The following is a 25,259-nucleotide window of genomic DNA, read 5'->3' on the forward strand; positions in this document are numbered from 1 at the left end:
CCGCCCCGACGGCATTTGCTTGCAGGAATCGACCAAATGCACGTTTCAGAGCGCCGGCAATTCTTCGCATGCCTTGGGTTGCCCCGCGCCATGGCCCTATAATCGGGCCACTTTGTTTGTGGAGTCCGTTATGCCGAATCTACGTCTCGCCGATCTGACCGCCGAAATCGAAGCCAACGTACGCCGTGCGTTGCGCGAAGACATCGGCAGCGGCGACATCACCGCGCAGCTGATCCCGGCCGAACGCCTGGCCAAAGCCACCATCATTACCCGCGACGCTGCCGTCATTGCAGGCACTGCCTGGGTCGATGTGGTTTTCCGGCAACTGGACCCACGGGTGGCGGTGCATTGGCAAGTCGCCGATGGTGAACGGGTCAAGCCCAATCAGGTGCTGTTCCATCTCGAAGGTCCGGCGCGTTCGTTGCTGACCGGTGAACGTAGCGCGCTGAACTTTCTGCAAATGCTGTCCGGCGTGGCCACCCGCGCGCAGTACCTGGCCGACTTCGTTGCCAATACCCAGGTGAAACTGCTCGACACCCGCAAGACCCTGCCGGGGCTGCGTCTGGCGCAGAAGTACGCCGTGACCTGCGGTGGCTGCCACAACCATCGGATCGGTCTGTACGACGCGTTCCTGATCAAGGAAAACCATATCGCCGCCTGCGGAGGCATCCCGCAAGCCATCGCCGCCGCGCACAAGATCGCGCCGGGCAAACCGGTAGAGATCGAAGTCGAAAGCCTGGATGAGTTGAAAGAGGCCCTGGAGGCCGGGGCCGACATCATCATGCTCGATGAGTTGAGCCTGGATGACATGCGCGAAGCCGTGCGCCTGAACGGCGGCAAGGCAAAACTGGAGGCCAGCGGCGGGATCAACGAAAGCACGTTGCTGCCGATCGCCGAAACCGGTGTGGATTACATCTCGATTGGCGCAATGACCAAGGATGTGCAAGCGGTCGACCTGTCGATGCGCCTGAGTATCTGACTTGTAGAACCAAGGCTGCCGGCGATGGCGATCTCAAGGTCGCTATCGCCGGCAAGCCGGGCTCCTACAAAGTCGTCGCCATCAGACCACTAGATTGTTCATCTCACAGTACTCTTCCCACTCGACACCCAATACCTCAGCCGCTTCCTTGTGCAGCACAAGGCGCGCAGCCTCGAACTCTTCAGGGGTTGAGGTGTACTTGAGTGTCAGCTCCCACGGCTGCAAGCCCTGTGCTTCGGCTTCATCCTCGAATGCCCACTGAATCTGGTCTTTCTGATCGTCGGCAGGCAAGTCCTTGATCTCTTCAGCTAGCTGGGGCGATTCCAGCACGTACTTCTTCAGCGCTTCTTCGTGACGGGCTTCTTGGGTCAATTCTTTAACGGTCATGGCGTTCTCGCTGATCTGGGGAATGGAAGATGGATCTGGATCATCAAGGATCTCTCTGACGCAAAAAACCGTATGAAGCGCGGTTGTCTGGCCTTCAGAACCATTCGGGATCATCTGAAAACAGAGTGTCACTGGTGCCCGAGACAGGAATCGAACCTGCGACCTTCGCGTTACGAGTGCGCTGCTCTACCGGCTGAGCTACACGGGCGGTGGGCTAAACCTAGCACTGACTTTGGGGTCAGGCAACTTCCAAGTCGTCTCATTTTCCTGCAGACAAAAAAATGCCCCGCAGCTTTCACTGCGGGGCATTTTTTACAACGTTGGAGCTGTCAGGCTTGAGGGCTGATTAAACGCCCGAAGCCTTGGCTGCTGCCACGTCTTTGATGGACAGCTTGATACGGCCGCGGTTGTCCACGTCCAGTACCAGTACTTCCACTTCCTGACCTTCTTTCAGGATGTCGGTCACTTTCTCAACGCGAGCGTCGCTCAGCATGGAGATGTGAACCAGGCCGTCCTTGCCAGGCAGGATGTTGACGAATGCGCCGAAGTCGACGATGCGCTCAACCTTACCGACGTAGATCTTGCCGATCTCGGCTTCAGCGGTGATGCCCAGAACGCGCTGACGTGCAGCTTCAGCCGCTTCCTTGGTTTCGCCGAAGATCTTGATCGAACCGTCGTCTTCGATGTCGATCGAAGCCTTGGTTTCTTCACAGATCGCACGAATGGTCGCGCCGCCTTTACCGATGACATCACGGATTTTGTCGGTGTCGATTTTCATCGCGATCATGGTCGGAGCGTTGGCCGACAGTTCGGTACGCGACTGGCCAATGATCTGGTTCATCTGGCCGAGGATGTTCAGGCGCGCTTCCAGGGCTTGGCCCAGAGCGATTTCCATGATCTCTTCGGTGATGCCTTTGATCTTGATGTCCATCTGCAGCGCGGTGACGCCTTTGGCGGTACCGGCTACTTTGAAGTCCATGTCGCCCAGGTGGTCTTCGTCACCCAGGATGTCGGTCAGGACGGCGAACTTCTCGCCTTCTTTAACCAGACCCATGGCGATACCGGCAACCGGTGCCTTCATCGGCACACCAGCGTCCATCAGGGCCAGGGAAGCGCCGCAAACGGAAGCCATCGAGCTCGAACCGTTGGATTCGGTGATTTCCGAAACCACGCGGATGGTGTACGGGAACACGTCAGCGGCTGGCAGCATGGCCGAAACCGAACGACGGGCCAGACGGCCGTGACCGATTTCACGACGACCAGCACCACCCATGCGACCACACTCGCCTACCGAGAACGGAGGGAAGTTGTAGTGCAGCATGAACGGGTCTTTTTTCTCGCCTTCCAGGGTGTCCAGCAGCTGTGCGTCACGGGCGGTGCCCAGAGTTGCAACGACCAGAGCCTGGGTTTCGCCACGGGTGAACAGAGCCGAACCGTGGGTCTTAGGCAGAACACCGACTTCGATGTTCAACGGACGTACGGTCTTGGTGTCGCGACCGTCGATACGTGGCTTGCCGTTAACGATGTTTTCGCGAACGGTGCGGTATTCGATTTCACCGAAAGCCGCTTTCACTTCGCTGGAAGAAGGCTGGCCTTCTTCACCGGACAGCTTGGCAACAACCTGATCCTTCAACTCGCCCAGGCGAGCGTAACGGTCGGCCTTGACGGTGATGGTGTAGGCCTGGGAGATCGCTTCGCCGAACTCGGCACGGATAGCGCCCAGCAGTTCGGTGGCTTCTGGTGCAGGAGCCCAGGTCCAGGTTGGCTTGGCAGCTTCGGCAGCCAGTTCTTTGACAGCGTTGATCACAACCTGGAACTCGTCGTGAGCAAACAGTACCGCGCCCAGCATCTGGTCTTCGGTCAGCTCTTTGGCTTCCGATTCAACCATCAGCACAGCGTCCGACGTACCGGCAACGACCATGTCCAGGCTCGAAGCAGCTTGTTGCTCGTAAGTCGGGTTCAGCAGGTAGCCGGTGCTTTCGTGGAAAGCAACGCGGGCAGCGCCGATCGGACCATCGAAAGGAATGCCGGAGATCGCCAGCGCAGCCGAGGTACCGATCATCGCAGCGATGTCCGGATCGGTCTTCTTGCTGGTGGAAACGACGGTGCAGACAACCTGCACTTCGTTCATGAAACCTTCAGGGAACAGCGGACGGATCGGACGGTCGATCAGTCGGGAAGTCAGGGTTTCTTTTTCGGAAGGACGGCCTTCACGCTTGAAGAAACCGCCAGGGATCTTACCGGCAGCGTAAGTTTTTTCCTGGTAGTGAACAGACAGAGGGAAGAAGCCCTTGCCTGGATCGGCTTGTTTTGCACCGACTACGGTCACCAATACGCTGACGTCGTCGTCAACGGTGACCAATACTGCGCCGGAGGCCTGACGGGCGATACGGCCAGTCTCGAGGGTAACGGTCGACTGACCGAACTGGAATTTTTTGATTACCGGGTTCACGGTGTCCTACCTTCTTTTGTGGCTCTTGGGGAAACGGGTTTCTTGCGAAATTCTTGGGCAACGCCGGGAATCGGCCCGACACATTTGTCCAGGTGCTACTCAGGTAAAGCAGGTATCCAGATAAAACTTGAGGCTGGGAGCCTGCCATGCGCCGGCGGGAAACCCACTGGTGCACGACAGACAACCAACCTCTAGCGCAATCGCTTATTAGCGACGCAGACCCAGGCGAGCGATCAGAGCGCTGTAACGGCTCACGTCCTTGCCTTTCAGGTAGTCCAGCAGCTTACGACGCTGGTTTACCATGCGGATCAGACCACGACGGGAGTGGTGATCTTTACCGTTGGCCTTGAAGTGACCTTGCAGTTTGTTGATGTTGGCGGTCAGCAGTGCAACTTGCACTTCTGGCGAACCAGTGTCACCAACAGCTTGCTGGTAGTCAGCAACGATTTGAGCTTTTTCTTGAACGTCGAGAGCCATGAGGCAATCCTTTTATCAGGAAACTGTTTCAGAAAAACAGTTTCAACAGGCCAGGGACAAATCCCTGTATCTATAAATGAGTAGTGACCGTGCCTGTTAACAGCCACCCTCGCCAGCCTGCTGTTATGCAGACTGGTTTCGGTCATTCCGACCGAATCAAACGACGCGGCGCGATGCGCCCGTCTTCGCTCACTTCACCGATACCGATGAAGCGACCATTGTGATCCTGTACCCGTACCATGCCGAACTTCGGAGCATCCGGAGCGCGTACCGGCTGGCCATTGAGCCAGTAGAACGAGCTGTGCTCCGAAAACTGCAACAGTGGCCAGTCAAGCAAGCCGCTGTCCGATGGCATCAGGAAGCGATCGACCGCTTCGTTGCCGCCTTCGGCATGTACCGCTTCCAACTCTTCGAGGGTGACCGTCTGAGCCAGCGTGAAAGGCCCGGCCTGGGTACGTCGCAGTTCTGCAACGTAAGCGCCACAACCGAGTTGTTCACCAATATCCTCCACGAGGGTGCGGATATAGGTGCCTTTGCTGCAATCCACTGCCAGTCTTGCAGTATCACCTTCGAAGGCCAGCAATTCCAAGCGCGCAATAGTAACAGAACGCGGTTCGCGCTCCACTACTTCGCCTGCACGGGCCAGCTTGTATAGCGGCTGGCCATCACGCTTGAGGGCCGAGTACATCGGCGGTATCTGACTGATTTGCCCACGAAAATGCGGCAGAGCAGCTTCGATATCGGCGCGACCAACGGTCACCGGGCGTTCCTGCAAAACTTCACCCTCGGCGTCCGCCGTGGTGGTGGTTTTGCCCAGTTGCGCCAAAGTCTCGTAACCCTTGTCGGAATCGAGCAGGTATTGCGAGAACTTGGTGGCTTCACCGAAGCACAACGGCAGCACGCCGGTGGCCAGCGGATCGAGGCTGCCGGTGTGACCGGCCTTCTCGGCGTTGAGCAACCAGCGGACCTTCTGCAAGGCCGCGTTGGAGGTGAACCCCAGCGGCTTGTCGAGCAGGATGATGCCGCTGACGTTACGACGGATACGTTTGACCTGAGCCACCGATTACTCCTTGGTGTCTTCGGCTTCTGCCGCAACCGGATGCTGATTGTCTTCAGCCACAGCGCGCTCGATCAATGCCGACAGATGCGCACCGCGCACGACGCTTTCGTCGTAGTGGAAGTGCAACTGTGGAACGCTGCGCAGCTTCATTTCGCGAGCCAGCTGCATGCGCAGGAAACCCGCGGCGGAGTTCAGCACCTTGATGCTTTGAGCGATGTCTTCCGCACTGTCCTGGCCCATCACGGTGATGAAAATCTTGGCGTGACCGACGTCACGGCTGACTTCCACTGCGGTAATGGTGACCAGGCCGACGCGCGGGTCTTTGACTTCGCGACGGATCAGCTGTGCCAGCTCGCGCTGCATCTGATCGCCGATACGTTGGGTACGGCTATATTCTTTTGCCATGTCTTGTTACCTGTAACTGCCCCACGGTGAAACCCGTGTGGTCTGAAAGCGGCAAACGCCCGGCCTGACAGAAGCCAGACCGGGCGTTGCGTTTAGAGTCCGGGTGATGCGCCGCACAATACAGTGCGGCCGACCATCACGGCTCCTGAAGTGCGCGAGTTAGAGGCTGCGAGCAACCTGAACCTTCTCGAAGACTTCGATCTTGTCACCGACTTTGACGTCGTTGTAGCTCTTAACGCCGATACCGCATTCCATGCCGGCACGTACTTCGGAAGCGTCATCCTTGAAGCGGCGCAGGGATTCCAGCTCGCCTTCGAAGATAACGATGTCTTCACGCAGTACACGGATTGGACGGTTACGGTGAACAACACCTTCGATAACCATGCAACCGGCGATCGCGCCAAACTTCGGCGAACGGAACACGTCACGCACTTCGGCGATACCCAGGATGTTCTCGCGAACATCGCTGCCGAGCATACCGGTCAGGGCTTTCTTGACGTCTTCGATGATGTCGTAGATCACGTTGTAGTAACGCATATCCAGACCTTCCTGCTCGACGATCTTGCGAGCGCCGGCATCGGCACGCACGTTAAAGCCGAACAGTACAGCGTTGGAAGCCAGTGCCAGGTTGGCGTCGGATTCGGTGATACCACCAACACCGCCACCCACTACACGCACTTGCACTTCGTCGTTGCCCAGGCCATTCAAGGCACCGTTCAACGCTTCCAACGAACCACGGACGTCGGATTTGAGGACGATGTTGAGCGTCTTCTTCTCTTCCTGACCCATGTTTTCGAAGATGTTTTCCAGCTTGCCGGCGTGAGCGCGAGCCAGTTTGACTTCGCGGAACTTGCCTTGACGGAACAGAGCCACTTCACGGGCTTTCTTCTCGTCGGCAACCACGCTCATCTCGTCGCCAGCGTCCGGGGTACCGTCCAGGCCGAGAATCTCGACAGGGATGGCCGGACCGGCTTCCTTGATTGGCTTGCCGTTCTCGTCGAGCATGGCACGTACACGGCCATAGTTCGAACCGACCAGGACCATGTCGCCTTGGCGCAGGGTACCGTCTTGAACCAGAACGGTAGCCACCGGGCCGCGGCCCTTGTCCAGACGGGACTCAACCACCACACCACGGCCAGGAGCCGATGGGGTTGCAGTCAGCTCCAGAACTTCGGCTTGCAGCAATACGGCTTCGAGCAGTTCGTCGACGCCTGTACCCATCTTCGCCGAGACCGGTACGAATGGAGTGTCACCACCCCACTCTTCCGACGTCACGCCGTGAACCGACAGTTCGCTACGGATACGATCGAGGTCAGCACCTGGCTTGTCGATCTTGTTCACTGCAACAACCAGTGGAACGCCTGCAGCTACTGCGTGCTGGACAGCTTCAATGGTCTGCGGCATCACGCCGTCGTCCGCTGCAACCACCAGGATCACGATGTCGGTCGCCTTGGCACCACGGGCACGCATTGCGGTAAACGCAGCGTGACCAGGGGTGTCGAGGAACGTCACCATGCCACGGTCGGTTTCAACGTGGTATGCACCGATGTGCTGGGTGATACCACCGGCTTCGCCAGCAGCAACCTTGGCACGACGGATGTAGTCGAGCAGGGAAGTTTTACCGTGGTCAACGTGGCCCATTACGGTCACGACTGGCGCACGGGAAACAGCCTCACCTTCAAACTTCAGGGACTCGGCCAGGGAATCTTCCAGGGCGGTGTCGCTGACCAGGGTCACTTTGTGGCCCAGTTCTTCAGCAACCAGTTGGGCAGTTTCCTGATCCAGTACCTGGTTGATGGTCGCTGGAGTACCCAGTTTGAACATGAACTTGATGATTTCAGCAGCCTTGACCGACATCTGCTGAGCGAGATCGCCAACAGTGATGGTCTCGCCGATCTTCACTTCGCGCACAACAGGGCCGGTAGGGCTCTGGAAACCGTGTGCGTTGCGTTTCTTCAGCTTGGCCTTGCCGCGACCACCGCGACGGAAGCCATCGCTTTCTTCGTCGGTAGTACGTGGGGCAACGCGTGGCGCAGGCGCCTTTTCTTTAACCGAAGCACGATGCGGAGCGTTTTTGCGCTCGCCATCGCCACCACCACCGCGACGATTGTTATCGTCAGCACGTGGTTTGTCCGGACGGCGCGGTTCGTCACGCTTGCGAGCGTCGGCAGCCGGTGCAGCAGCTACAACCGGAGCGCTTTCACGCACAGGTTCGGCCACTGGAGCCGGTGCGGCAACAGGTTCCGCTGGAGCGGTCGGCGCAGCAGCAGGCTGGCGACGCGCTTCTTCTTCGGCGCGGCGCTTGGCTTCTTCTTCAGCCTTCTGACGAGCAGCATTTTCTACTGCGCGACGTTCATCCATTTCACGCTTGCGCTCGGCTTCGATTTCTTCCGGGCTGCGCTGTACGAAGACTTTCTTTTTGCGTACTTCTACGCTGATGCTTTTGCTGCCAGCAACACGCAGGGTGCTGGTGGTTTTACGCTGCAGCGTAATCTTGCGTGGTTCTTCCACTTTCGCCTTGTGGCTGCTTTTCAAGTGAGTCAGCAACGATTGCTTCTCACTGTCAGTCACACTTTCTTCGGCGGCGGTGTGCGGCAGACCTGCCTCACGCATCTGCTGCAACAGGCGCTCTACCGGTGTTTTGACCTCATCGGCCAGTTGTTTCACCGTGACTTGCGTCATGCACTTCTCTCCTCAGGCCGCGCCTAATTACTCGAACCAGTGGGCTCGGGCGGCCATGATCAACTTGCCGGCACGATCATCGTCAATGCCGTCGATGTCGAGCAGGTCGTCAATAGACTGCTCGGCCAGGTCTTCGCGGGTAATTACGCCGCGCACCGCCAGTTCCATCGCCAAATCCTTGTCCATACCCTCAAGCGAGAGCAGGTCTTCGGCCGGATGGGCGTCTGCCAGCTTTTCCTCAGTAGCGATGGCTTTGGTCAACAAACGATCCTTGGCACGAGCGCGAAGCTCGTTGACGGTGTCTTCGTCAAAGCCGTCGATGTTGAGCATTTCTTCCAACGGTACGTAGGCAATCTCTTCCAGGCTGGTGAAGCCTTCATCTACCAGCACCTGAGCCAAATCTTCGTCGACTTCCAGCTCGTCGATGAAGTTGCGCAGGATGTCGCCGGTTTCTGCTTGCTGCTTAGCCTGGATGTCCGATTCGGTCATCACGTTCAGGGTCCAGCCAGTCAACTGGCTAGCCAGACGCACGTTCTGACCACCGCGACCGATGGCCTGAGCCAGATTGTCTGCGCCAACGGCGATGTCCATTGCGTGGGCATCTTCGTCAACGATAATTGCCGCAACCTCAGCCGGGGACATGGCGTTGATTACGAACTGAGCCGGGTTGTCGTCCCACAGGACGATGTCCACACGCTCACCGCCCAACTCGCCCGACACTGCCTGGACGCGCGAACCGCGCATACCAATGCAAGCGCCCTGCGGGTCGATGCGTTTGTCCTTGGAGCGGACGGCGATCTTGGCGCGCGAACCCGGATCACGGGACGCAGCCATCACTTCGATCAGGCCTTCTGCAATTTCCGGCACTTCGATGCGGAACAGCTCGATCAGCATTTCCGGCGCGGTACGCGACAGGATCAGCTGCGGGCCGCGGTTCTCGGTGCGGATTTCCTTGAGCAGCGCACGCAAGCGCACGCCAACCCGGAAGGTTTCGCGAGAAATGATGTCTTCACGGGCCAGCAACGCTTCTGCGTTGTTACCCAGATCGACGATCACGTTGTCGCGGGTCACTTTCTTCACGGTGCCGGAGATGATTTCACCCAGGCGTTCGCGGTAAGCGTCAACAACCTGAGCGCGCTCGGCTTCGCGAACCTTCTGCACGATGACTTGCTTGGCAGTCTGTGCAGCGATACGACCGAATTCGATAGACTCGATTTTTTCTTCGACGACGTCACCGACCTTGGCGCCAGGATGCGTTTCAGCAACCTTGCTCGGCCAGGTTTCGATGGCCGGATCGTCCAGGTCAGCTTCTTCGACGACCGTCCAGCGACGGAAAGTCTCATAAGCACCGGTGTGGCGATTGATTTCCACACGCAGATCAACTTCGTCCTCAAAACGCTTTTTGGTAGCAGTGGCCAGAGCCAGCTCCAGCGCTTCAAAAATAACGTTTGCCGGTACACCCTTTTCGTTGGATACCGACTCAACAACCAGCAGTACTTCTTTGCTCATCGTACGCCTCGCCTTTCGCAAGCCATTGGATCCGCGGGATCCGCGTCTCAGTCAAAACTGGGAATAATGTTGGCCTTGTCGATCATATCGATCGGCAACAGGAATTCATGGTCTTCAACCTGCACCACGACATCCTGTTCTTCTACACCGCGCAGAAGGCCCTGAAAGTTGCGTCGACCTTCAAAAGGCGAGCGCAGCTTGATCTTCACTTGTTCACCGGCAAATTTTGCAAACTGCTCAAGAGTGAACAGTGGGCGTTCCATGCCAGGCGAGGAAACTTCAAGGGTGTATTCAACGGAAATTGGATCTTCAACATCCAGCACACCGCTGATCTGACGGCTGACAATGGCGCAATCGTCCACCAGCACGCCACCCTCTTTATCGATATAAACGCGCAACATCGAGTGACGACCCTGAGCCGAGAACTCGATACCCCAGCATTCATAGCCTAGGGCCACGACCACCGGGGCCAGCAAGGCCTGCAACTCTTCTAGCTTGCTCGACACCTGAACCCCCTAGTGCATGTATGTGCATGCTATGCAAAATAAAAAAATGGGCGAAACGCCCATCCTTGAAACGCCGTCGAACAGCGGCGTTGAAAGTGTCCAGCTAACAAAAAGCCCCTTAAAAGGGGCTCCTTAAACTGGTTGCGGGGGCCGGATTTGAACCGACGACCTTCGGGTTATGAGCCCGACGAGCTACCAGACTGCTCCACCCCGCGACAAAGCTGGGGCGGAAGTATACGACCGATCCCCTACAGGGTCAATGTAACCTTCCACCTGCAAGAAAGCCCGCAACAGCGGGCTCTCCTGACTAATTGGTACCGAGAAGGGGACTCGAACCCCTACACCCTATGGGCACAACCACCTCAAGGTTGCGTGTCTACCAATTCCACCACCTCGGCAATACTACGTTTGAAACCCTTCTTACTTTTGCTCTTGAGCTGGAGGCACGTCAGTCGCTGGAGTAGCCGACTTTTGCTCTTGAAGCACCGGGACATCATCAGAAGCCGGTTGCTGCTTTGGAACTTCCAGCACCGCTGGGTTTGGGAGACCTACTTGAGTCAGCTGGTGAGCCTTCTCTTTAGCAAAGTAACCTAACCCCAAGCTGGTTATGAAAAAACCTGCGGCAAGTATAGCAGTAAACTTACTAAGAAAGGTAGAGGAACCTTGGCTTCCGAACACAGTATTTGAAGCACCTGCTCCGAAAGACGCGCCAGCGTCCGCACCTTTACCCTGCTGCAGCAATACGAGAGCAACTACGCCCAATGCACCCAGCAGATGAAAAACGACTACGACTGTTTCCAGCATTTTTTCAGTTTCCCGCGGCGCGACAAATCGCACCGAACTCATCTGCATTCAGGGAAGCCCCACCAATGAGGCCCCCATCGATATCCGGCATGCCGAACAGTTCGACCGCATTGGCCGCCTTCACGCTGCCGCCGTATAGAAGCCGCACACCTTGTGCGACTTCAGAATTCTTTGCCGCCAACTGAGCACGGATGGCTGCGTGCACATCCTGAGCCTGTTGCGGCGAAGCAGTCAGCCCGGTGCCAATGGCCCAGACCGGCTCGTAAGCAATTACTGCATTTGCAAACACACCGACACCCAACTCATCGATGATGCTACCCAGCTGACGCGAGACGACTTCAACAGTCTCCCCCGCTTCGCGCTGCTCGAGGGTTTCCCCTACACACAACACCGGGATCAAGCCACTTGCCTGTGCCGCTGCGAACTTGCGAATCAGCACTGCGTCCAGCTCACCCATAATCTGGCGGCGTTCGGAGTGCCCGACAAGTACCAGGGAACAACCTGCATCCACTAACTGACTTGGCGAGATCTCACCGGTCAGTGCACCTTGCCCGGCTTCCACTGCAGAGTTCTGCGCGCCGACCGAAATCGACTTTCCTTCCAGGCCATCAATCACTTGATTGATATGCAGGAAAGGCGGGAATACCGCGACATCAACACCGCTCGGCAAGGCCAAGTCACGAAGGCCGTTGATCAGCTCAGCGACGCTGGCGCGGGTACCGTGCATCTTCCAGTTACCAGCTACCATAGGGCGACGCATGCTGTACCTCGTCGGTCAAAGTGGGCGCAGATGTTACCCAACACAATCAAGGCTGGCAAGCCGAATTCAGGCAGAAACTTCAGTTACCAGTTTTGCCAGCTCTTCGGCATAACCTCGAACCTGCGTTTCGTCTTCGCCTTCGACCATGACACGCACCAACGGCTCTGTTCCCGACTTGCGCAACAGTACGCGACCACGCCCCGCCATCGCCTGGGTGACACGCTCGCTGGCTTCCTTGACCGACGGATGATCAAGCGGACTTGCGCCACCGCCAAACCGCACATTGATCAACACCTGAGGGCACTTGCGCAGCGCCTGACGCGACTGAGCCAGACTTTCGGAACGTGACTTGAGCGCCATCAGCACCTGCAGCGCGGCAATGATCGCATCACCCGTCGTGGTGTGATTGAAGCAAACGATATGCCCCGAGTTTTCGCCGCCGACCAGCCAATTACGTTCCAGCAGATCAGCGATCACATAACGGTCACCGACGTTGGCACGAACAAATGGAATCGCCAGGTCCGCCAGGGCCAATTCGAGCCCCAGGTTACTCATCAGCGTACCGACCACCCCACCTTGCAGCTTGTCGCGTTCATGCAGGTCACGGGCAATGATGTACAGCAACTCGTCGCCGTCGACGATAGCGCCGGTGTGATCGACCATCAGAACACGGTCACCGTCACCGTCGAACGCAATGCCCAGGTCGGCGTGCTCGGCCAGTACGGCCGCTTGCAGTTGACCCATGTGGGTCGAACCGCAATTTTCATTGATGTTCAAACCGTTGGGCTGCGCCGACAGAACGACGACATCCGCCCCCAGCTCACGGAAAACGCTAGGAGCCACCTTGTAAGTCGCGCCATGAGCACAATCGAGAACGATTTTAAGCCCGGCAAAACTGGTCCCCGTAGGCACACTGCTCTTGCAGAACTCGATATAGCGACCCGAAGCGTCGTTGATGCGCGTGACCTTGCCGATCTTGCTCGACTCAACCACTGTCATTGGCGTGTCCAGCAGCTCTTCAATCATCTGCTCGACTTCATCCGGCAGCTTGGTGCCCTTGCCGGAGAAGAACTTGATGCCGTTGTCGTCATGGGGATTGTGCGACGCACTGATGACGATGCCGGCTTCAGCATGGAAGGTGCGTGTCAGGTAGGCGATGGCCGGCGTCGGCATCGGCCCCAGGAGCATCACATCCGCGCCTGCCGACGTAAGGCCAGCCTCAAGCGCCGACTCAAACATGTAGCCGGAAATCCGCGTGTCTTTGCCGACCAGCACTTTGCAGGCGCCCATTTTGCGGAACGCCATGCCCGCAGCCCAACCGAGTTTGAGCATGAAGTCAGGAGTAATCGGGTATTCACCGACTCGACCACGAATGCCGTCAGTACCAAAGTATTTCCTAGTCATAAGCGCTCCATCATTCTTATTCGGCTGATTCCACTGCGGCGATCATCCTCACCACATCGACTGTTTCGGCTACATCATGGACGCGCAATATACGCGCACCCTTGTGCGAAGCCAGCGCCGCGAGCGCGAGACCGCCATACAGGCGCTCACCGACCGGGCGATTCAACGCCTGCCCTATCATGCTCTTTCGCGAAACCCCAACCAACAGGGGCCGCCCCAAGGCATGCAAAGCATCCATATGCTTGAATAAGCTTAGATTGTGCTGCAAGGTTTTTGCGAAGCCAAAACCCGGATCGAGAATGATTTTCTCAGCGGAAATGCCCACCGAAGCACATTGGGCCATCCGCTCGGCAAGAAACTCGCCCACTTCTTTGGCGACATCCTGGTAATGCGGGTTGTCCTGCATGTCGCCGGGCTCGCCCAGCATATGCATCAGGCAAACCGGCAACCCGGTGGCAGCGGCTGCATCCAGCGCACCATCGCGACGCAACGATCGAACATCGTTGATGAGCCCGGCACCCAACCGCGCGGTTTCACGCATGACGGCAGGGGTAGAGGTATCGACCGAGATAATCACATCAAGCTCGCGGTGAATCCGCTCGACTATCGGCGCGACACGCTCCAGCTCCTCCAGCGGCGAAACCGCCCGGGCGCCTGGCCGAGTCGACTCGCCACCGACGTCGATCAGCGTCGCACCGGCGACCACCATGGCCTCGGCATGGCGCAAGGCCGCATCGAGCTGGCTGTATTGGCCGCCATCAGAGAAAGAATCGGGGGTGACATTGAGAATGCCCATGACATGCGTCTGGGCCAAATCAAGAACCCGGTTGCCGCAAGGCAACCGGGTCGAGGACTGAACAGAAGTCATTTCAAACCTTAAACGTCAGCAGCCGGACCGCCGATTGGTGTTTCCGGACGCTCTTCCTGAACCACTGGAGGCGTGCCCGAAGTACCGGTGCCACCCGACCAGTCACGCGGCTCGCGAGGTGGACGACCTGCCATGATGTCGTCGATCTGATCGGCATCGATCGTCTCGTACTTCATCAGCGCATCAGCCATCGCGTCGAGCTTGTCGCGGTTATCCGTAAGAATCTGCTTGGCCGTGCCGTAGCACTGATCAATGATGCTGCGCACTTCGGAGTCGATCAGCTTGGCTGTCTCGCCGGAGAAGCTTGCACTCTGACCACCGCCGCCGCGACCGAGGAACACTTCACCCTCTTCTTCGGCGTACATCAATGGACCGAGCTTCTCGGAAAGACCCCACTTGGTCACCATGTTCCGCGCAATCTGGCTGGCACGCATGATGTCGTTGGAGGCACCCGTGGTGACGCCATCGAAGCCAAGGGTCATTTCTTCAGCGATACGGCCACCGTACAGCGAGCAGATCTGGCTGATCAAAGCACGCTTGGACAGGCTGTAGCGATCTTCTTCCGGCAGGAACATGGTCACACCCAGTGCACGACCGCGCGGGATGATGGAGACCTTGTACACCGGATCATGCTCAGGCACGACGCGACCAACGATAGCGTGGCCCGCCTCGTGATAAGCGGTGTTCTGCTTCTCTTTCTCGGACATGACCATGGATTTGCGCTCGGCGCCCATCATGATCTTGTCCTTGGCCAACTCAAACTCTTTCATCTCGACGATGCGCTTGCCGGCACGGGCAGCGAACAACGACGCTTCGTTGACCAGGTTGGCCAGGTCAGCACCCGAGAACCCCGGAGTACCACGAGCGATCACCGCTGGAGCGACGTCGTCACCCATTGGCACTTTGCGCATGTGGACTTTCAGAATCTGTTCGCGACCACGGATATCCGGCAGGCCGACCACAACCTGACGGTCGAAACGACCAGGACGCAGCAGCGCCGGGTCCAGTACGTCAGGACGGTTGGTGGCGGCGATCACGATGATGCCGTCATTCATTTCGAAGCCGTCCATCTCCACCAGCAACTGGTTGAGAGTCTGCTCGCGCTCGTCATGACCGCCGCCCATACCGGCACCACGGTGACGTCCGACGGCGTCGATTTCGTCGATGAAGATGATGCATGGCGCGTGCTTCTTGGCCTGTTCGAACATATCGCGAACGCGGCTGGCACCGACACCGACGAACATTTCGACGAAGTCGGAACCGGAAATGGTGAAGAACGGCACCTTGGCTTCGCCGGCAATCGCCTTGGCCAGCAAGGTTTTACCGGTACCCGGTGGACCCACCATCAGCACGCCGCGCGGAATGCGACCGCCCAGACGCTGGAACTTGCCCGGATCCCGCAGGAACTCGACCAGTTCACCGACTTCCTCTTTGGCTTCATCGCAACCAGCGACGTCAGCCAGAGTGGTTTTGACCTGATCTTCAGAGAGCAGGCGAGCCTTGCTCTTGCCGAAGCTCATTGGCCCGCCCTTGCCCCCTGCACCGCCTTGCATCTGGCGCATGAAGAACATGAACACGGCGATGATCACGAGGATCGGGAAGCTGGCGACCAGAAGCTGGGTCCAGATGCTTTGCTGTTCAGGTTGCTTGCCTTCGACCACGACGTGGTTATCCACCAGGTCGCCGATCAGACCGTTGTCCTGGATTGCCGGACGAATGGTCTTGAAGCTGTCGCCATCGTTGCGCTTACCGGTAATGACATAGCCATCAACGGCTACGCGCTCGACCTTGCCATCCTTGACCTGCTGGATGAAGTCGGAATAGTTGAGGGTCTGCGGCTCGTTAGGGCTGGAGAAGTTGTTCATCACCGTCACCAGGACTGCCGCGATGATCAACCACAGGATCAGATTCTTTGCCATATCGTTCAATTAACTACCCTCTGAAGCAAGCGCCGCTGCTGGCGCGCGCTTCGCATGATATTCACCGGCCTAACTTACTACATTACCGACAACTCTGGCAGGCGCCGTCTGTAACCCTTTGTGAAACACTTTCTACACAATATTCGCTTATGCACGCGAGGCGAAATACGAAAAACCTATCACCCCGCAAAAAAATTCCGTTTTATTCACTACTGCCGCGGTAGCCCCAAGCCAGCATGTATTGCTCACGGGAGCTGCCACGTGATGAGTCCGGCTTGATCATTTGGACCTTGTCGAATTTCTGACGAGCGTCCTTCACGTAAGCATCAAACCCCTCACCCTGAAACACCTTGATCACGAAATTACCACCCGGCTTGAGAATCCGAGTCGCCAGATCAAGCGCCAGCTCGCAAAGAAACATGGCTTTCGGCATGTCTACGGCAGGCGTACCACTCATATTGGGGGCCATATCGGAAATCACAAGGTCCACTTGCGAATTACCGACGGCTTCCAGGATTTGAGCCAGCACTTCGTCCTGGGTGAAGTCACCCTGGATGAAAGTCACGTCAGGAATGCTGTCCATTTCGAGGATGTCCGAGGCGATCAGGCGCCCCTGCCCGCCGATCAGTCGACTAGTGACCTGCGACCAGCCACCGGGCGCAGCACCCAGGTCGACAACGCTCATACCAGGACGGATCAGCTTGTATTTCTCCTGGACCTCCAGAAGCTTGTAACTCGCACGCGAGCGGTAGCCATCCTTCTGCGCCTGCTTCACATACGGGTCATTGACATGTCTTTTCAGCCAACCAAGGCTTGTCTTGGAACGCGCCATTGGGCACCTCGATGATAAGGGTCGTGATTAGTTGGGCGGATCCACGAACCCTCGGGTAAAATGGCCGCCATTTTACAGAATCCAGACGAAAGGGTCAGATTATGCCGCTCACTCAAGAGCAGAAGAAACAGTACAAATCCATTGGCCACCATCTGAAACCAGTTCTGATTGTGGCAGACAACGGTTTGACTGAAGGTGTACTAGCAGAACTTGAACGCGCTTTGGCGGATCACGAGCTGATCAAAATCAAGCTCAACATCCTCGATCGCGAATCGCGCCTGGCGTCCATTGCAGAACTGTGCAAGGTCGGTAAAGCGGATCTGGTACAGGTCATCGGCAAGATGGCGCTGATTTACCGCAAGAACTTCAGCGTCAACAAGCAGCTGTCGAACGTTCATCGCTTCAAGTGATGACAAGGGTTACGGGTGTGCTTCGCGCACCCTGCCACTCCATCCCGGCACCGGCTGCAATACCAGAACCAGCCCGGAAAAGCCCAACACCAGATAGCTGAACACCTGCCAACGCACGGCATCCGGCCAGCCAATGCGCACAGCGATGTACATCGCGCACGCATAAAGCGCCATCAACAGCAGTTGCCCACGAATATCGAGCCATAGACTGACAAGGCCCTCGGCCTGTATCAGCACCAAAGCCTGAAAAATCACACACGCTGCGGCAAAGCCGATCACCAGCGCATTCAGCATGCCTGCAATTTCGTCGATCAGCAGCGGTGCCAGACCAATACGCCCCAGCACCGGCAGCAGACCGATATGCAACAGCCACAAGCCGCCAACCCACAACATCTGGGCCAGCTGCCAAAGCATGGCGCCCGCTCGGAGCGGGCGCTTGCCGTTAGATGTGGCGAACTTCGACAATCTCGTACTCGATAACGCCACTTGGCGTTTTCACCGCGACCACATCGCCCTCTTCCTTGCCGATCAAGGCACGAGCCAGGGGCGAGCCGACGGAAATCTTGCCGAGTTTGAAGTCAGCCTCATCCTCACCCACGATGTGGTAAGTGACACTTTCATCAGTCTCGACATTGGCGATTTCGACGGTGGTGCCGAAGATAACCTTGCCAGTGTGAGGAATGGTCGTGACGTCGATGATGACCTGGTTCTGAATCCGGCCTTCGATGTCACGAATCCGCGCCTCGACCATGCCCTGCTGCTCGCGAGCAGCGTGGTATTCGGCGTTTTCCTTCAAGTCACCCAACTCGCGGGCCGTACCGATGTCCTGGCTGAGCTTCGGACGAACGACCTTGGTCAGGTGAGTGTGCTCTTCTTCCAGGGCGCGAGCGCCCTGAACGGTCATTGGGTACTTCGTTATGCTCATGCCTTCAATCCTGCGTGTAGATCCTGCAAGCGACGCACGGTCTTCTCGGGACCGAACTTCAATGCTTCGCAGATCGCTTCGCCAGCAGCAATGGTGGTGGTGCAGTAGATCTTGTGCTGCAGGGCATTGCGACGAATGGAATAGGAGTCAGCAATCGACTGACGACCTTCGGTGGTGTTGATGATCAGGGTGACTTCGTCATTCTTGATCATGTCAACCACGTGCGGACGACCCTCGGTCACCTTGTTCACGCGGCGCACTTTCAGGCCTGCAGCTTCAATCAGCTTGGCAGTACCGGCAGTGGCAACCACTTCGAAGCCCAAGTTGATCAGATCACGGGCCACGCCCGCAACCAGTGGCTTGTCGTCGTCACGTACGCTGATGAACGCAGTACCGCCGGTTGGCAGCACTTCGCTGGCACCCATCTGGGCCTTGGCGAACGCTTCACCGAAGGTATCGCCCACGCCCATCACTTCACCGGTCGACTTCATCTCTGGGCCGAGGATCGGGTCAACGCCAGGGAATTTGGCGAATGGGAACACCGCCTCTTTCACGCTATAGAAGTTCGGAATGATTTCTTTGGTGAAGCCGATTTCCTTCAGGGTTTTACCAGCCATGACGCGAGCTGCGATCATTGCCAGGGAAACACCGATGCACTTGGACACGAACGGCACGGTACGGGAAGCACGCGGGTTGACTTCGATGACGTAGATGTCGTCGCCTTGCAGCGCCAACTGAACGTTCATCAGGCCAATCACGCCCAGTTCCAGGGCCATTTTCTTGACCTGTTCGCGCATCTCGTCCTGGATGTGCGCGGGCAGCGAGTACGGCGGCAGCGAGCACGCGGAGTCACCGGAGTGAACGCCGGCCTGTTCGATGTGCTGCATGATCGCGCCGATCACGACGTCTTTGCCGTCGCAGACCGCATCCACGTCCATCTCGATGGCGCAGTTTAGGAAGTGGTCCAGCAGCACCGGGCTGTCGTTGGACACTTGAACCGCTTCACGCAGGTAGCGCTTGAGTTCTTCTTCTTCGTAAACGATTTCCATCGCACGGCCGCCCAACACGTAGGACGGACGCACCACCAGCGGGTAACCGATCTTGCTGGCGGCACGAATCGCTTCGTCTTCGCTGCGTACGGTGGCGTTTGGTGGCTGACGCAGGTTCAGGCGCTGGACCATCTGCTGGAAACGTTCACGGTCTTCAGCACGGTCGATGGCGTCAGGGCTGGTGCCGATGATCGGCACGCCAGCGGCTTCCAGGGCACGAGCCAGTTTCAGCGGAGTCTGGCCGCCGTACTGGACGATCACGCCTTTTGGCTTCTCGACGCGGACAATTTCCAGTACGTCTTCCAGGGTCACTGGCTCGAAGTACAGGCGATCGGAGGTGTCGTAGTCGGTGGAAACGGTTTCCGGGTTGCAGTTGACCATGATGGTCTCGTACCCGTCATCGCGCAGGGCCAGTGCCGCATGTACGCAGCAGTAGTCGAACTCGATGCCCTGGCCGATGCGGTTCGGACCGCCACCCAGGATCATGATCTTGTCGCGGCCCGACGGCGCGGCTTCGCACTCTTCCTCGTACGTCGAGTACAGGTAAGCAGTGTCAGTAGCGAACTCGGCAGCGCAGGTGTCGACGCGCTTGTAGACCGGGAAGATTTCCAGTTTGTGACGGTGAGCACGCAGGCTCTTCTCGGTCACACCCAGCAACTTGGCCAGGCGCATGTCGGAGAAGCCTTTGCGCTTGAGACGGAACATCAGGTCGCGGTCGATGCTGGTCAGACCCAGGGTCTTGACCTTCTCTTCTTCCTTGATCAGATCTTCCATCTGCACCAGGAACCATGGGTCGATCATGGTCATGCCGAAGATGTCTTCAACGCTCATGCCGGCGCGCATCGCGTCCGCCACGTACCAGATACGCTCGGCGCCCGGCACGGTCAGCTCGCGCTTGAGCACGCTCATGCTTTCCGGGTTGCTCAGGTCAACCTTCTCGTCCAGACCACAAACGCCCACTTCCAGGCCACGCAGAGCTTTCTGCAGGGATTCCTGGAAGGTGCGGCCGATGGCCATGACTTCACCAACCGACTTCATCTGAGTGGTCAGGCGCGCGTCAGCCTTGGCGAACTTCTCGAAAGCGAAGCGCGGCAGCTTGGTGACGACGTAGTCGATGGACGGTTCGAAGGACGCCGGGGTCTTGCCGCCGGTGATGTCGTTCGAGAGCTCGTCGAGGGTGTAGCCCACGGCCAGCTTGGCCGCGACTTTTGCGATCGGGAAACCGGTGGCTTTCGAAGCCAGTGCCGAGGAACGCGATACACGCGGGTTCATCTCGATCACGACCATGCGGCCGGTGTTCGGGCAGATACCGAACTGAACGTTGGAACCGCCGGTTTCCACGCCGATCTCGCGCAGTACCGCCAGGGAGGCGTTACGCAGGATCTGGTATTCCTTGTCGGTCAGGGTCTGTGCAGGAGCCACGGTGATCGAGTCACCGGTGTGCACGCCCATCGGGTCGAAGTTTTCGATGGAGCAGACGATGATGCAGTTGTCCTTTTTATCGCGGACAACCTCCATCTCGTATTCTTTCCAGCCGATCAGCGATTCGTCGATCAGCAGCTCTTTGGTCGGCGACAGGTCCAGACCACGGGCGCAGATTTCTTCGAACTCTTCACGGTTGTAAGCGATACCGCCACCGGTGCCGCCCATGGTGAAGGACGGACGGATGATGCATGGGAAGCCGAGCTTCTCGAGAACCGCATTGGCCTCTTCCATGCTGTGGGCGATACCGGAACGCGGGCACGCCAGGCCGATGGACTTCATCGCCTTGTCGAAACGCGAGCGGTCTTCAGCCTTGTCGATGGTGTCGGCGTTGGCACCGATCATCTCTACGCCGAACTTTTCCAGAACGCCTTCGCGCTCCAGGTCCAGGGCGCAGTTCAGGGCGGTTTGACCACCCATGGTCGGCAGCAGCGCGTCCGGACGCTCTTTCTCGATGATCTTGGCAACGGTCTGCCACTTGATCGGCTCGATGTAGGTGGCGTCGGCCATGGCCGGGTCGGTCATGATGGTGGCCGGGTTGGAGTTCACCAGGATGACGCGGTAGCCCTCTTCGCGCAGGGCTTTACAGGCCTGGGCGCCGGAGTAGTCGAATTCGCAGGCCTGGCCGATTACGATCGGGCCAGCGCCGAGAATCAGGATGCTTTTAATGTCTGTACGTTTTGGCATGGGTTTGTCACTCAAATCCGCAGGTCAGTCGGCAAGCCGTCTTGTTCAATCTGTGAAGCCTTGAGGGGGCCACCGGTGTCGGGACCACCCACAAGCTTTGCTACATCAGGGCGAGCGATCAGCGTCGCTTGGCCATCTCAGTGATGAAGCGATCGAACAATGGCGCTACGTCGTTCGGGCCAGGGCTGGCTTCCGGGTGACCCTGGAAGCTGAAGGCGCTCTTGTCGGTACGTTCGATCCCTTGCAGAGTGCCGTCGAACAGCGACTTGTGGATCGCGCGGACGTTGGCTGGCAGGGTCGCTTCGTCTACCGCAAAACCGTGGTTCTGGCTGGTGATCATGACCACACCGGTATCCAGATCCTGGACCGGGTGGTTGGCACCGTGGTGGCCGTGACCCATTTTCAGGGTCTTGGCGCCGGAGGCCAGGGCCAGCAGTTGGTGACCCAGGCAGATACCGAAAACCGGAATCTCGGTTTCCAGCACTTCCTTGATGGCCTGGATCGCGTAATCGCAAGGCTCCGGATCGCCAGGACCGTTGGACAGGAACACGCCGTCCGGCTTGAGCGCCAGAACGTCGGACGCTGGAGTCTGTGCAGGCACTACGGTCACACGGCAACCGCGCTCGACCAGCATGCGCAGGATGTTCACTTTGACGCCGTAGTCGTAGGCAACGACGTGGTACGGCAGCTCGGAAGCTTCGATGGTCGCGTGGCTGTCGGTTTTCAGATCCCAGACAGTCGAACGCCACTCGTAGGCGTCTTTGGTGCTGACGACTTTGGCCAGGTCCATGCCTTTCAGGCCAGGGAAACCCTGAGCAGCGGCGATGGCGGCTTCTTCGGAAATATTGTCACCGGCCATGATGCAGCCGTTCTGCGCGCCTTTCTCGCGCAGGATGCGCGTCAGGCGGCGGGTGTCGATACCGGCGATGGCCACAACGTTGTTGGCCTTCAGGTAATCGGACAGGGACATGGTGTTACGCCAGTTGCTCGCAACCAGTGGCAGGTCACGAATGACCAGGCCAGCCGACCAGACGCGGTTGGACTCGGCATCTTCCGGGGTAGTACCGGTGTTGCCGATGTGCGGGTAAGTCAGGGTAACGATCTGTTGGGCGTAGGAAGGATCGGTAAGGATTTCCTGATAGCCGGTCATTGCGGTGTTGAACACCACCTCACCAACGGTTTGACCGTCGGCTCCAATGGCTTCGCCGCGAAAAATGCTGCCATCAGCAAGGGCGAGTATGGCTGGCTTAGTCAAGAAGACCTCCCGTAAATAAAGCCTGAAAGGGCGATCGCAGGTTGTAAAAAAGCGGAGTGACGTATGGACACGTCACCCCGCTTCTTCACTGAATTATTCTGCGCGCTTTTAGTGGACACACTAAAGCTGTAGCTTACAGAAAAAGGCTTTTTTGGTCTACCGCCAATGAGCCTTAAAGGCTGGAGAATGCGACAGGACGTCGCTTGGCGGAACAAAACCGGGCTCAAACGCTGAGCGCGAGCCCGATTTCGGGTGCATCTTAACGCAGGTCGAGCACGTCTTGCATGTCATAAAGACCAGGTTCACGCCCGTCCAGCCACAACGCAGCACGTACCGCGCCCTTGGCGAAGGTCATGCGACTGGAAGCCTTGTGCGTGATCTCGACACGCTCGCCATCAGCGGCGAACAGCACGGTGTGATCACCGACGATGTCGCCAGCACGCACCGTCGCGAAACCGATGGTTTCACGATCACGCGCACCGGTTTGGCCTTCACGGCCGTACACCGCCACCTTCTTCAGGTCACGACCCAGCGCATCAGCGATGACTTCGCCCATGCGCACGGCAGTGCCGGACGGCGCATCGACTTTATGTCGATGGTGAGCTTCGGTGATTTCGATGTCGACATCGTCGCCCAGCACGCGAGCAGCGGTGTCGAGCAGCTTCAGGCACAGGTTTACACCCACGCTGAAGTTAGCCGCGAAGACGATCGGAATATCCTTGCCCGCCTCCGTCAGCAACTGCTTCTCTTCAACGCTGAAACCGGTGGTACCGATGATCATCGCCTTGCCGTGCTTACGGCAGAACGCGAGATTCTTCAGGGTCACCGTCGGGTGCGTGAAGTCGATCAGCACGTCGAACTCGTCGACTACACGGCCCAGATCGCCAGACAACGGCACACCGATCCGTCCCAGCGCAGCCAGCTCACCGGCATCGGCGCCGACCAGCGTGCTGTCCGGGCGATCCACCGCCGCCGTCAAACCGGCACCCGGCGTTTGCTGCACGGCTTCGATCAGGGTTTTGCCCATGCGCCCGGCGGCGCCCATCACTGCTATACGTCGCATGCCTGTCTCCTTACAAGTCGCCGAAGAAGCGCTTAACGCCTTCGAACCAGCCAGTGGTTTTCGGTGAGTGGCTGTTGTCGTCCGCCAGGGAACTGCGGAACTCTTCGAGCATTTCGCGCTGACGACGGCTTAGGTTGACCGGAGTCTCGACTGCCACACGGCACATCAGATCACCTGCACCACCGCCACGCACCGGCGCAACACCCTTGCCACGAACACGGAACTGCTTGCCGGTCTGAGTCCCTTCAGGGATTTTCAGCTTGACCCGACCATCAAGGGTCGGAATCTCCAGCTCGCCACCCAGCGCCGCATCGACAAAGCTGATCGGCACTTCGCAGAACAGGTGCTTGCCGTCGCGCTGGAAGATCGAGTGCTCGCGCACATTGATCACTACGTACAGGTCGCCAGTCGGGCCACCTTGAGCGCCCGCCTCGCCTTCGCCGGACAGGCGGATGCGGTCACCGGTATCGACACCGGCCGGCACTTTTACCGACAGGGTCTTGTACTCTTCGACACGACCTTCGCCGTGGCAGGAGTCGCACGGATCAGAAATGATCTTGCCCTGGCCATGGCAGCGCGGGCAGGTTTGCTGCACCGAGAAGAAGCCTTGCTGCATGCGCACCTGGCCGATACCGCCACAGGTTGGGCAAGTGACCGGCGAAGAACCTTTCTTGGCGCCCGAGCCGTCGCATGGCTTGCAGTTGACCAGCGTTGGAACGCGGATATTCACGGTCGTACCGCGCACCGCCTCTTCCAGGTCCAGCTCCAGGGTGTAGCGCAAATCGCTGCCGCGCTGAGCGCCGCCACGAGAACCACCGCGACCGCCACCGAAGAAGTCACTGAAGACATCGCCAAAGATGTCGGAGAAGTTCTGGCCGCCGAAACCGGCACCGCCGCCACCCATGCTTGGGTCGACACCGGCATGGCCGTACTGGTCGTACGCCGCACGCTTGCTGGAATCGGACAGCACTTCGTAGGCCTCGTTGGCCTCCTTGAACATCTCTTCCGACGCTTTGTCATCGGGATTACGGTCCGGGTGGTGCTTCATCGCCAGGCGACGGTAGGCCTTTTTCAGGTCCGCCTCGCTTGTGCCTCGCTCAACACCCAATACTTCGTAATAGTCACGCTTTGCCATAAGTCATTTGCACTCTTGAGGACGTTCGGCAAACCTCTCCTGAACCCTGCCGAACTCGTTGAGCCCCAATACAGGCCCGGACCCAACTCACGTCAATTCAACGATCCTGGTCTTTGTTTCGATCTGGCACTTGCGGCTCGGAAAGCAGGAGCATTCCCGGCCATGCCGCCAGCAAACGAACGCAGTCGCATGCTGTAAAAATTCGCGTA

22 protein-coding genes and 3 tRNA genes are annotated in these 25,259 nt (G+C 58.1%); 2 read left to right on the forward strand and 23 right to left on the reverse strand.

Annotated features, from left to right (window positions below; translation table 11 throughout):
- The first annotated feature begins 130 nt into the window (after positions 1–130).
- On the forward strand, positions 131–979 hold the full coding sequence (gene nadC, locus KVG88_RS10140; protein WP_217871250.1) for a carboxylating nicotinate-nucleotide diphosphorylase: 849 nt from the start codon (positions 131–133) through the stop codon (positions 977–979).
- 81 nt (positions 980–1,060) lie between these two features.
- On the opposite strand, the gene KVG88_RS10145 is transcribed toward nadC, so the two are convergent.
- The 17 genes from KVG88_RS10145 to rlmE form a co-directional block, all read right to left on the reverse strand.
- Positions 1,061–1,366 carry a DUF6388 family protein gene (locus KVG88_RS10145; protein ID WP_192417421.1) on the reverse strand — a complete coding sequence of 102 codons (306 nt, stop codon included), beginning with the start codon at positions 1,364–1,366 and terminating at the stop codon, positions 1,061–1,063.
- Between the two features lie 132 nt (positions 1,367–1,498).
- A tRNA-Thr gene (locus KVG88_RS10150) sits at positions 1,499–1,574 on the reverse strand.
- A gap of 138 nt (positions 1,575–1,712) precedes the next feature.
- Positions 1,713–3,818 (reverse strand): polyribonucleotide nucleotidyltransferase, encoded by a 2,106-nt coding sequence (pnp, locus tag KVG88_RS10155; protein ID WP_007915263.1) that lies wholly within the window; start codon positions 3,816–3,818, stop codon positions 1,713–1,715.
- A 207-nt stretch (positions 3,819–4,025) separates the two neighbouring features.
- On the reverse strand, positions 4,026–4,295 hold the full coding sequence (rpsO, locus tag KVG88_RS10160; protein ID WP_011332409.1) for a 30S ribosomal protein S15: 270 nt from the start codon (positions 4,293–4,295) through the stop codon (positions 4,026–4,028).
- A 142-nt stretch (positions 4,296–4,437) separates the two neighbouring features.
- Entirely contained in the window at positions 4,438–5,355 is a 918-nt protein-coding gene (gene truB, locus KVG88_RS10165) for a tRNA pseudouridine(55) synthase TruB (protein ID WP_150703941.1), read from the reverse strand.
- A gap of 3 nt (positions 5,356–5,358) precedes the next feature.
- On the reverse strand, positions 5,359–5,760 hold the full coding sequence (rbfA, locus tag KVG88_RS10170; RefSeq protein ID WP_034148332.1) for a 30S ribosome-binding factor RbfA: 402 nt from the start codon (positions 5,758–5,760) through the stop codon (positions 5,359–5,361).
- 159 nt (positions 5,761–5,919) lie between these two features.
- Positions 5,920–8,442: a translation initiation factor IF-2 gene (gene infB, locus KVG88_RS10175; RefSeq protein WP_150703940.1), complete on the reverse strand. Its 2,523-nt coding sequence runs from the start codon at positions 8,440–8,442 to the stop codon at positions 5,920–5,922.
- A 27-nt stretch (positions 8,443–8,469) separates the two neighbouring features.
- The gene (nusA, locus tag KVG88_RS10180) at positions 8,470–9,951 is read right to left on the reverse strand and encodes a transcription termination factor NusA (protein ID WP_008057419.1); all 1,482 of its coding nucleotides are present in this window, start codon (positions 9,949–9,951) and stop codon (positions 8,470–8,472) included.
- A 47-nt stretch (positions 9,952–9,998) separates the two neighbouring features.
- The gene (gene rimP, locus KVG88_RS10185) at positions 9,999–10,457 is read right to left on the reverse strand and encodes a ribosome maturation factor RimP (protein WP_007973115.1); all 459 of its coding nucleotides are present in this window, start codon (positions 10,455–10,457) and stop codon (positions 9,999–10,001) included.
- Positions 10,458–10,595: 138 nt separating this feature from the next.
- A tRNA-Met gene (locus KVG88_RS10190) sits at positions 10,596–10,672 on the reverse strand.
- 97 nt (positions 10,673–10,769) lie between these two features.
- Positions 10,770–10,855, reverse strand: a tRNA-Leu gene (locus KVG88_RS10195).
- A 22-nt stretch (positions 10,856–10,877) separates the two neighbouring features.
- Positions 10,878–11,261: a preprotein translocase subunit SecG gene (gene secG / locus KVG88_RS10200; RefSeq protein ID WP_017336473.1), complete on the reverse strand. Its 384-nt coding sequence runs from the start codon at positions 11,259–11,261 to the stop codon at positions 10,878–10,880.
- A 4-nt stretch (positions 11,262–11,265) separates the two neighbouring features.
- Complete coding sequence (tpiA, locus tag KVG88_RS10205) at positions 11,266–12,021, reverse strand: triose-phosphate isomerase (RefSeq protein ID WP_217871251.1); 756 nt, start codon at positions 12,019–12,021, stop codon at positions 11,266–11,268.
- 66 nt (positions 12,022–12,087) lie between these two features.
- Complete coding sequence (gene glmM / locus KVG88_RS10210) at positions 12,088–13,425, reverse strand: phosphoglucosamine mutase (protein WP_150703938.1); 1,338 nt, start codon at positions 13,423–13,425, stop codon at positions 12,088–12,090.
- A 16-nt stretch (positions 13,426–13,441) separates the two neighbouring features.
- Positions 13,442–14,293, reverse strand: a complete 852-nt coding sequence (gene folP, locus KVG88_RS10215) for a dihydropteroate synthase (protein ID WP_217871252.1) — start codon at positions 14,291–14,293, stop codon at positions 13,442–13,444.
- 8 nt (positions 14,294–14,301) lie between these two features.
- The gene (gene ftsH, locus KVG88_RS10220; RefSeq protein WP_217871253.1) at positions 14,302–16,212 is read right to left on the reverse strand and encodes an ATP-dependent zinc metalloprotease FtsH; all 1,911 of its coding nucleotides are present in this window, start codon (positions 16,210–16,212) and stop codon (positions 14,302–14,304) included.
- Between the two features lie 202 nt (positions 16,213–16,414).
- Complete coding sequence (gene rlmE / locus KVG88_RS10225; RefSeq protein ID WP_150703935.1) at positions 16,415–17,044, reverse strand: 23S rRNA (uridine(2552)-2'-O)-methyltransferase RlmE; 630 nt, start codon at positions 17,042–17,044, stop codon at positions 16,415–16,417.
- A 101-nt stretch (positions 17,045–17,145) separates the two neighbouring features.
- On the opposite strand from rlmE, the gene KVG88_RS10230 reads away from it, so the two are divergent.
- On the forward strand, positions 17,146–17,454 hold the full coding sequence (locus KVG88_RS10230) for a YhbY family RNA-binding protein (protein ID WP_007942889.1): 309 nt from the start codon (positions 17,146–17,148) through the stop codon (positions 17,452–17,454).
- Between the two features lie 9 nt (positions 17,455–17,463).
- On the opposite strand, the gene KVG88_RS10235 is transcribed toward KVG88_RS10230, so the two are convergent.
- From KVG88_RS10235 to dnaJ, 6 genes are all read right to left on the reverse strand, one after another.
- Positions 17,464–17,868: an MFS transporter gene (locus KVG88_RS10235; protein WP_150703934.1), complete on the reverse strand. Its 405-nt coding sequence runs from the start codon at positions 17,866–17,868 to the stop codon at positions 17,464–17,466.
- A gap of 28 nt (positions 17,869–17,896) precedes the next feature.
- Positions 17,897–18,373: a transcription elongation factor GreA gene (greA, locus tag KVG88_RS10240; protein WP_056728592.1), complete on the reverse strand. Its 477-nt coding sequence runs from the start codon at positions 18,371–18,373 to the stop codon at positions 17,897–17,899.
- A 2-nt stretch (positions 18,374–18,375) separates the two neighbouring features.
- A complete protein-coding gene (gene carB / locus KVG88_RS10245; RefSeq protein ID WP_217871254.1) occupies positions 18,376–21,597 on the reverse strand; it encodes a carbamoyl-phosphate synthase large subunit in 3,222 nt (1,073 codons plus the stop codon).
- Between the two features lie 118 nt (positions 21,598–21,715).
- A complete protein-coding gene (carA, locus tag KVG88_RS10250; RefSeq protein ID WP_150703932.1) occupies positions 21,716–22,852 on the reverse strand; it encodes a glutamine-hydrolyzing carbamoyl-phosphate synthase small subunit in 1,137 nt (378 codons plus the stop codon).
- Positions 22,853–23,111: 259 nt separating this feature from the next.
- Positions 23,112–23,915, reverse strand: coding sequence for a 4-hydroxy-tetrahydrodipicolinate reductase (gene dapB / locus KVG88_RS10255; RefSeq protein WP_217871255.1), 804 nt, complete (start codon positions 23,913–23,915; stop codon positions 23,112–23,114).
- A 10-nt stretch (positions 23,916–23,925) separates the two neighbouring features.
- Positions 23,926–25,050, reverse strand: a complete 1,125-nt coding sequence (dnaJ, locus tag KVG88_RS10260; RefSeq protein WP_150703930.1) for a molecular chaperone DnaJ — start codon at positions 25,048–25,050, stop codon at positions 23,926–23,928.
- Between the last annotated feature and the right edge of the window lie 209 nt (positions 25,051–25,259).

The sequence above is a fragment of the Pseudomonas azerbaijanoccidentalis genome, from assembly GCF_019145495.1.
GTDB lineage: Bacteria > Pseudomonadota > Gammaproteobacteria > Pseudomonadales > Pseudomonadaceae > Aquipseudomonas > Aquipseudomonas azerbaijanoccidentalis.

Bases quoted from the DNA above. Each gene is read 5' to 3' on its own strand.
- tpiA (WP_217871251.1), bottom strand. From the start codon at position 12,021: ATGCGTCGCCCTATGGTAGCTGGTAACTGGAAGATGCACGGTACCCGC.
- secG (WP_017336473.1), bottom strand. From the start codon at position 11,261: ATGCTGGAAACAGTCGTAGTCGTTTTTCATCTGCTGGGTGCATTGGGC.
- carB (WP_217871254.1), bottom strand. From the start codon at position 21,597: ATGCCAAAACGTACAGACATTAAAAGCATCCTGATTCTCGGCGCTGGC.
- infB (WP_150703940.1), bottom strand. From the start codon at position 8,442: ATGACGCAAGTCACGGTGAAACAACTGGCCGATGAGGTCAAAACACCG.
- KVG88_RS10145 (WP_192417421.1), bottom strand. From the start codon at position 1,366: ATGACCGTTAAAGAATTGACCCAAGAAGCCCGTCACGAAGAAGCGCTG.
- folP (WP_217871252.1), bottom strand. From the start codon at position 14,293: ATGACTTCTGTTCAGTCCTCGACCCGGTTGCCTTGCGGCAACCGGGTT.
- rbfA (WP_034148332.1), bottom strand. From the start codon at position 5,760: ATGGCAAAAGAATATAGCCGTACCCAACGTATCGGCGATCAGATGCAG.
- KVG88_RS10230 (WP_007942889.1), top strand. From the start codon at position 17,146: ATGCCGCTCACTCAAGAGCAGAAGAAACAGTACAAATCCATTGGCCAC.
- KVG88_RS10235 (WP_150703934.1), bottom strand. From the start codon at position 17,868: ATGCTTTGGCAGCTGGCCCAGATGTTGTGGGTTGGCGGCTTGTGGCTG.
- rlmE (WP_150703935.1), bottom strand. From the start codon at position 17,044: ATGGCGCGTTCCAAGACAAGCCTTGGTTGGCTGAAAAGACATGTCAAT.
- glmM (WP_150703938.1), bottom strand. From the start codon at position 13,425: ATGACTAGGAAATACTTTGGTACTGACGGCATTCGTGGTCGAGTCGGT.
- ftsH (WP_217871253.1), bottom strand. From the start codon at position 16,212: ATGGCAAAGAATCTGATCCTGTGGTTGATCATCGCGGCAGTCCTGGTG.
- dapB (WP_217871255.1), bottom strand. From the start codon at position 23,915: ATGCGACGTATAGCAGTGATGGGCGCCGCCGGGCGCATGGGCAAAACC.
- nadC (WP_217871250.1), top strand. From the start codon at position 131: ATGCCGAATCTACGTCTCGCCGATCTGACCGCCGAAATCGAAGCCAAC.
- dnaJ (WP_150703930.1), bottom strand. From the start codon at position 25,050: ATGGCAAAGCGTGACTATTACGAAGTATTGGGTGTTGAGCGAGGCACA.
- rpsO (WP_011332409.1), bottom strand. From the start codon at position 4,295: ATGGCTCTCGACGTTCAAGAAAAAGCTCAAATCGTTGCTGACTACCAG.
- nusA (WP_008057419.1), bottom strand. From the start codon at position 9,951: ATGAGCAAAGAAGTACTGCTGGTTGTTGAGTCGGTATCCAACGAAAAG.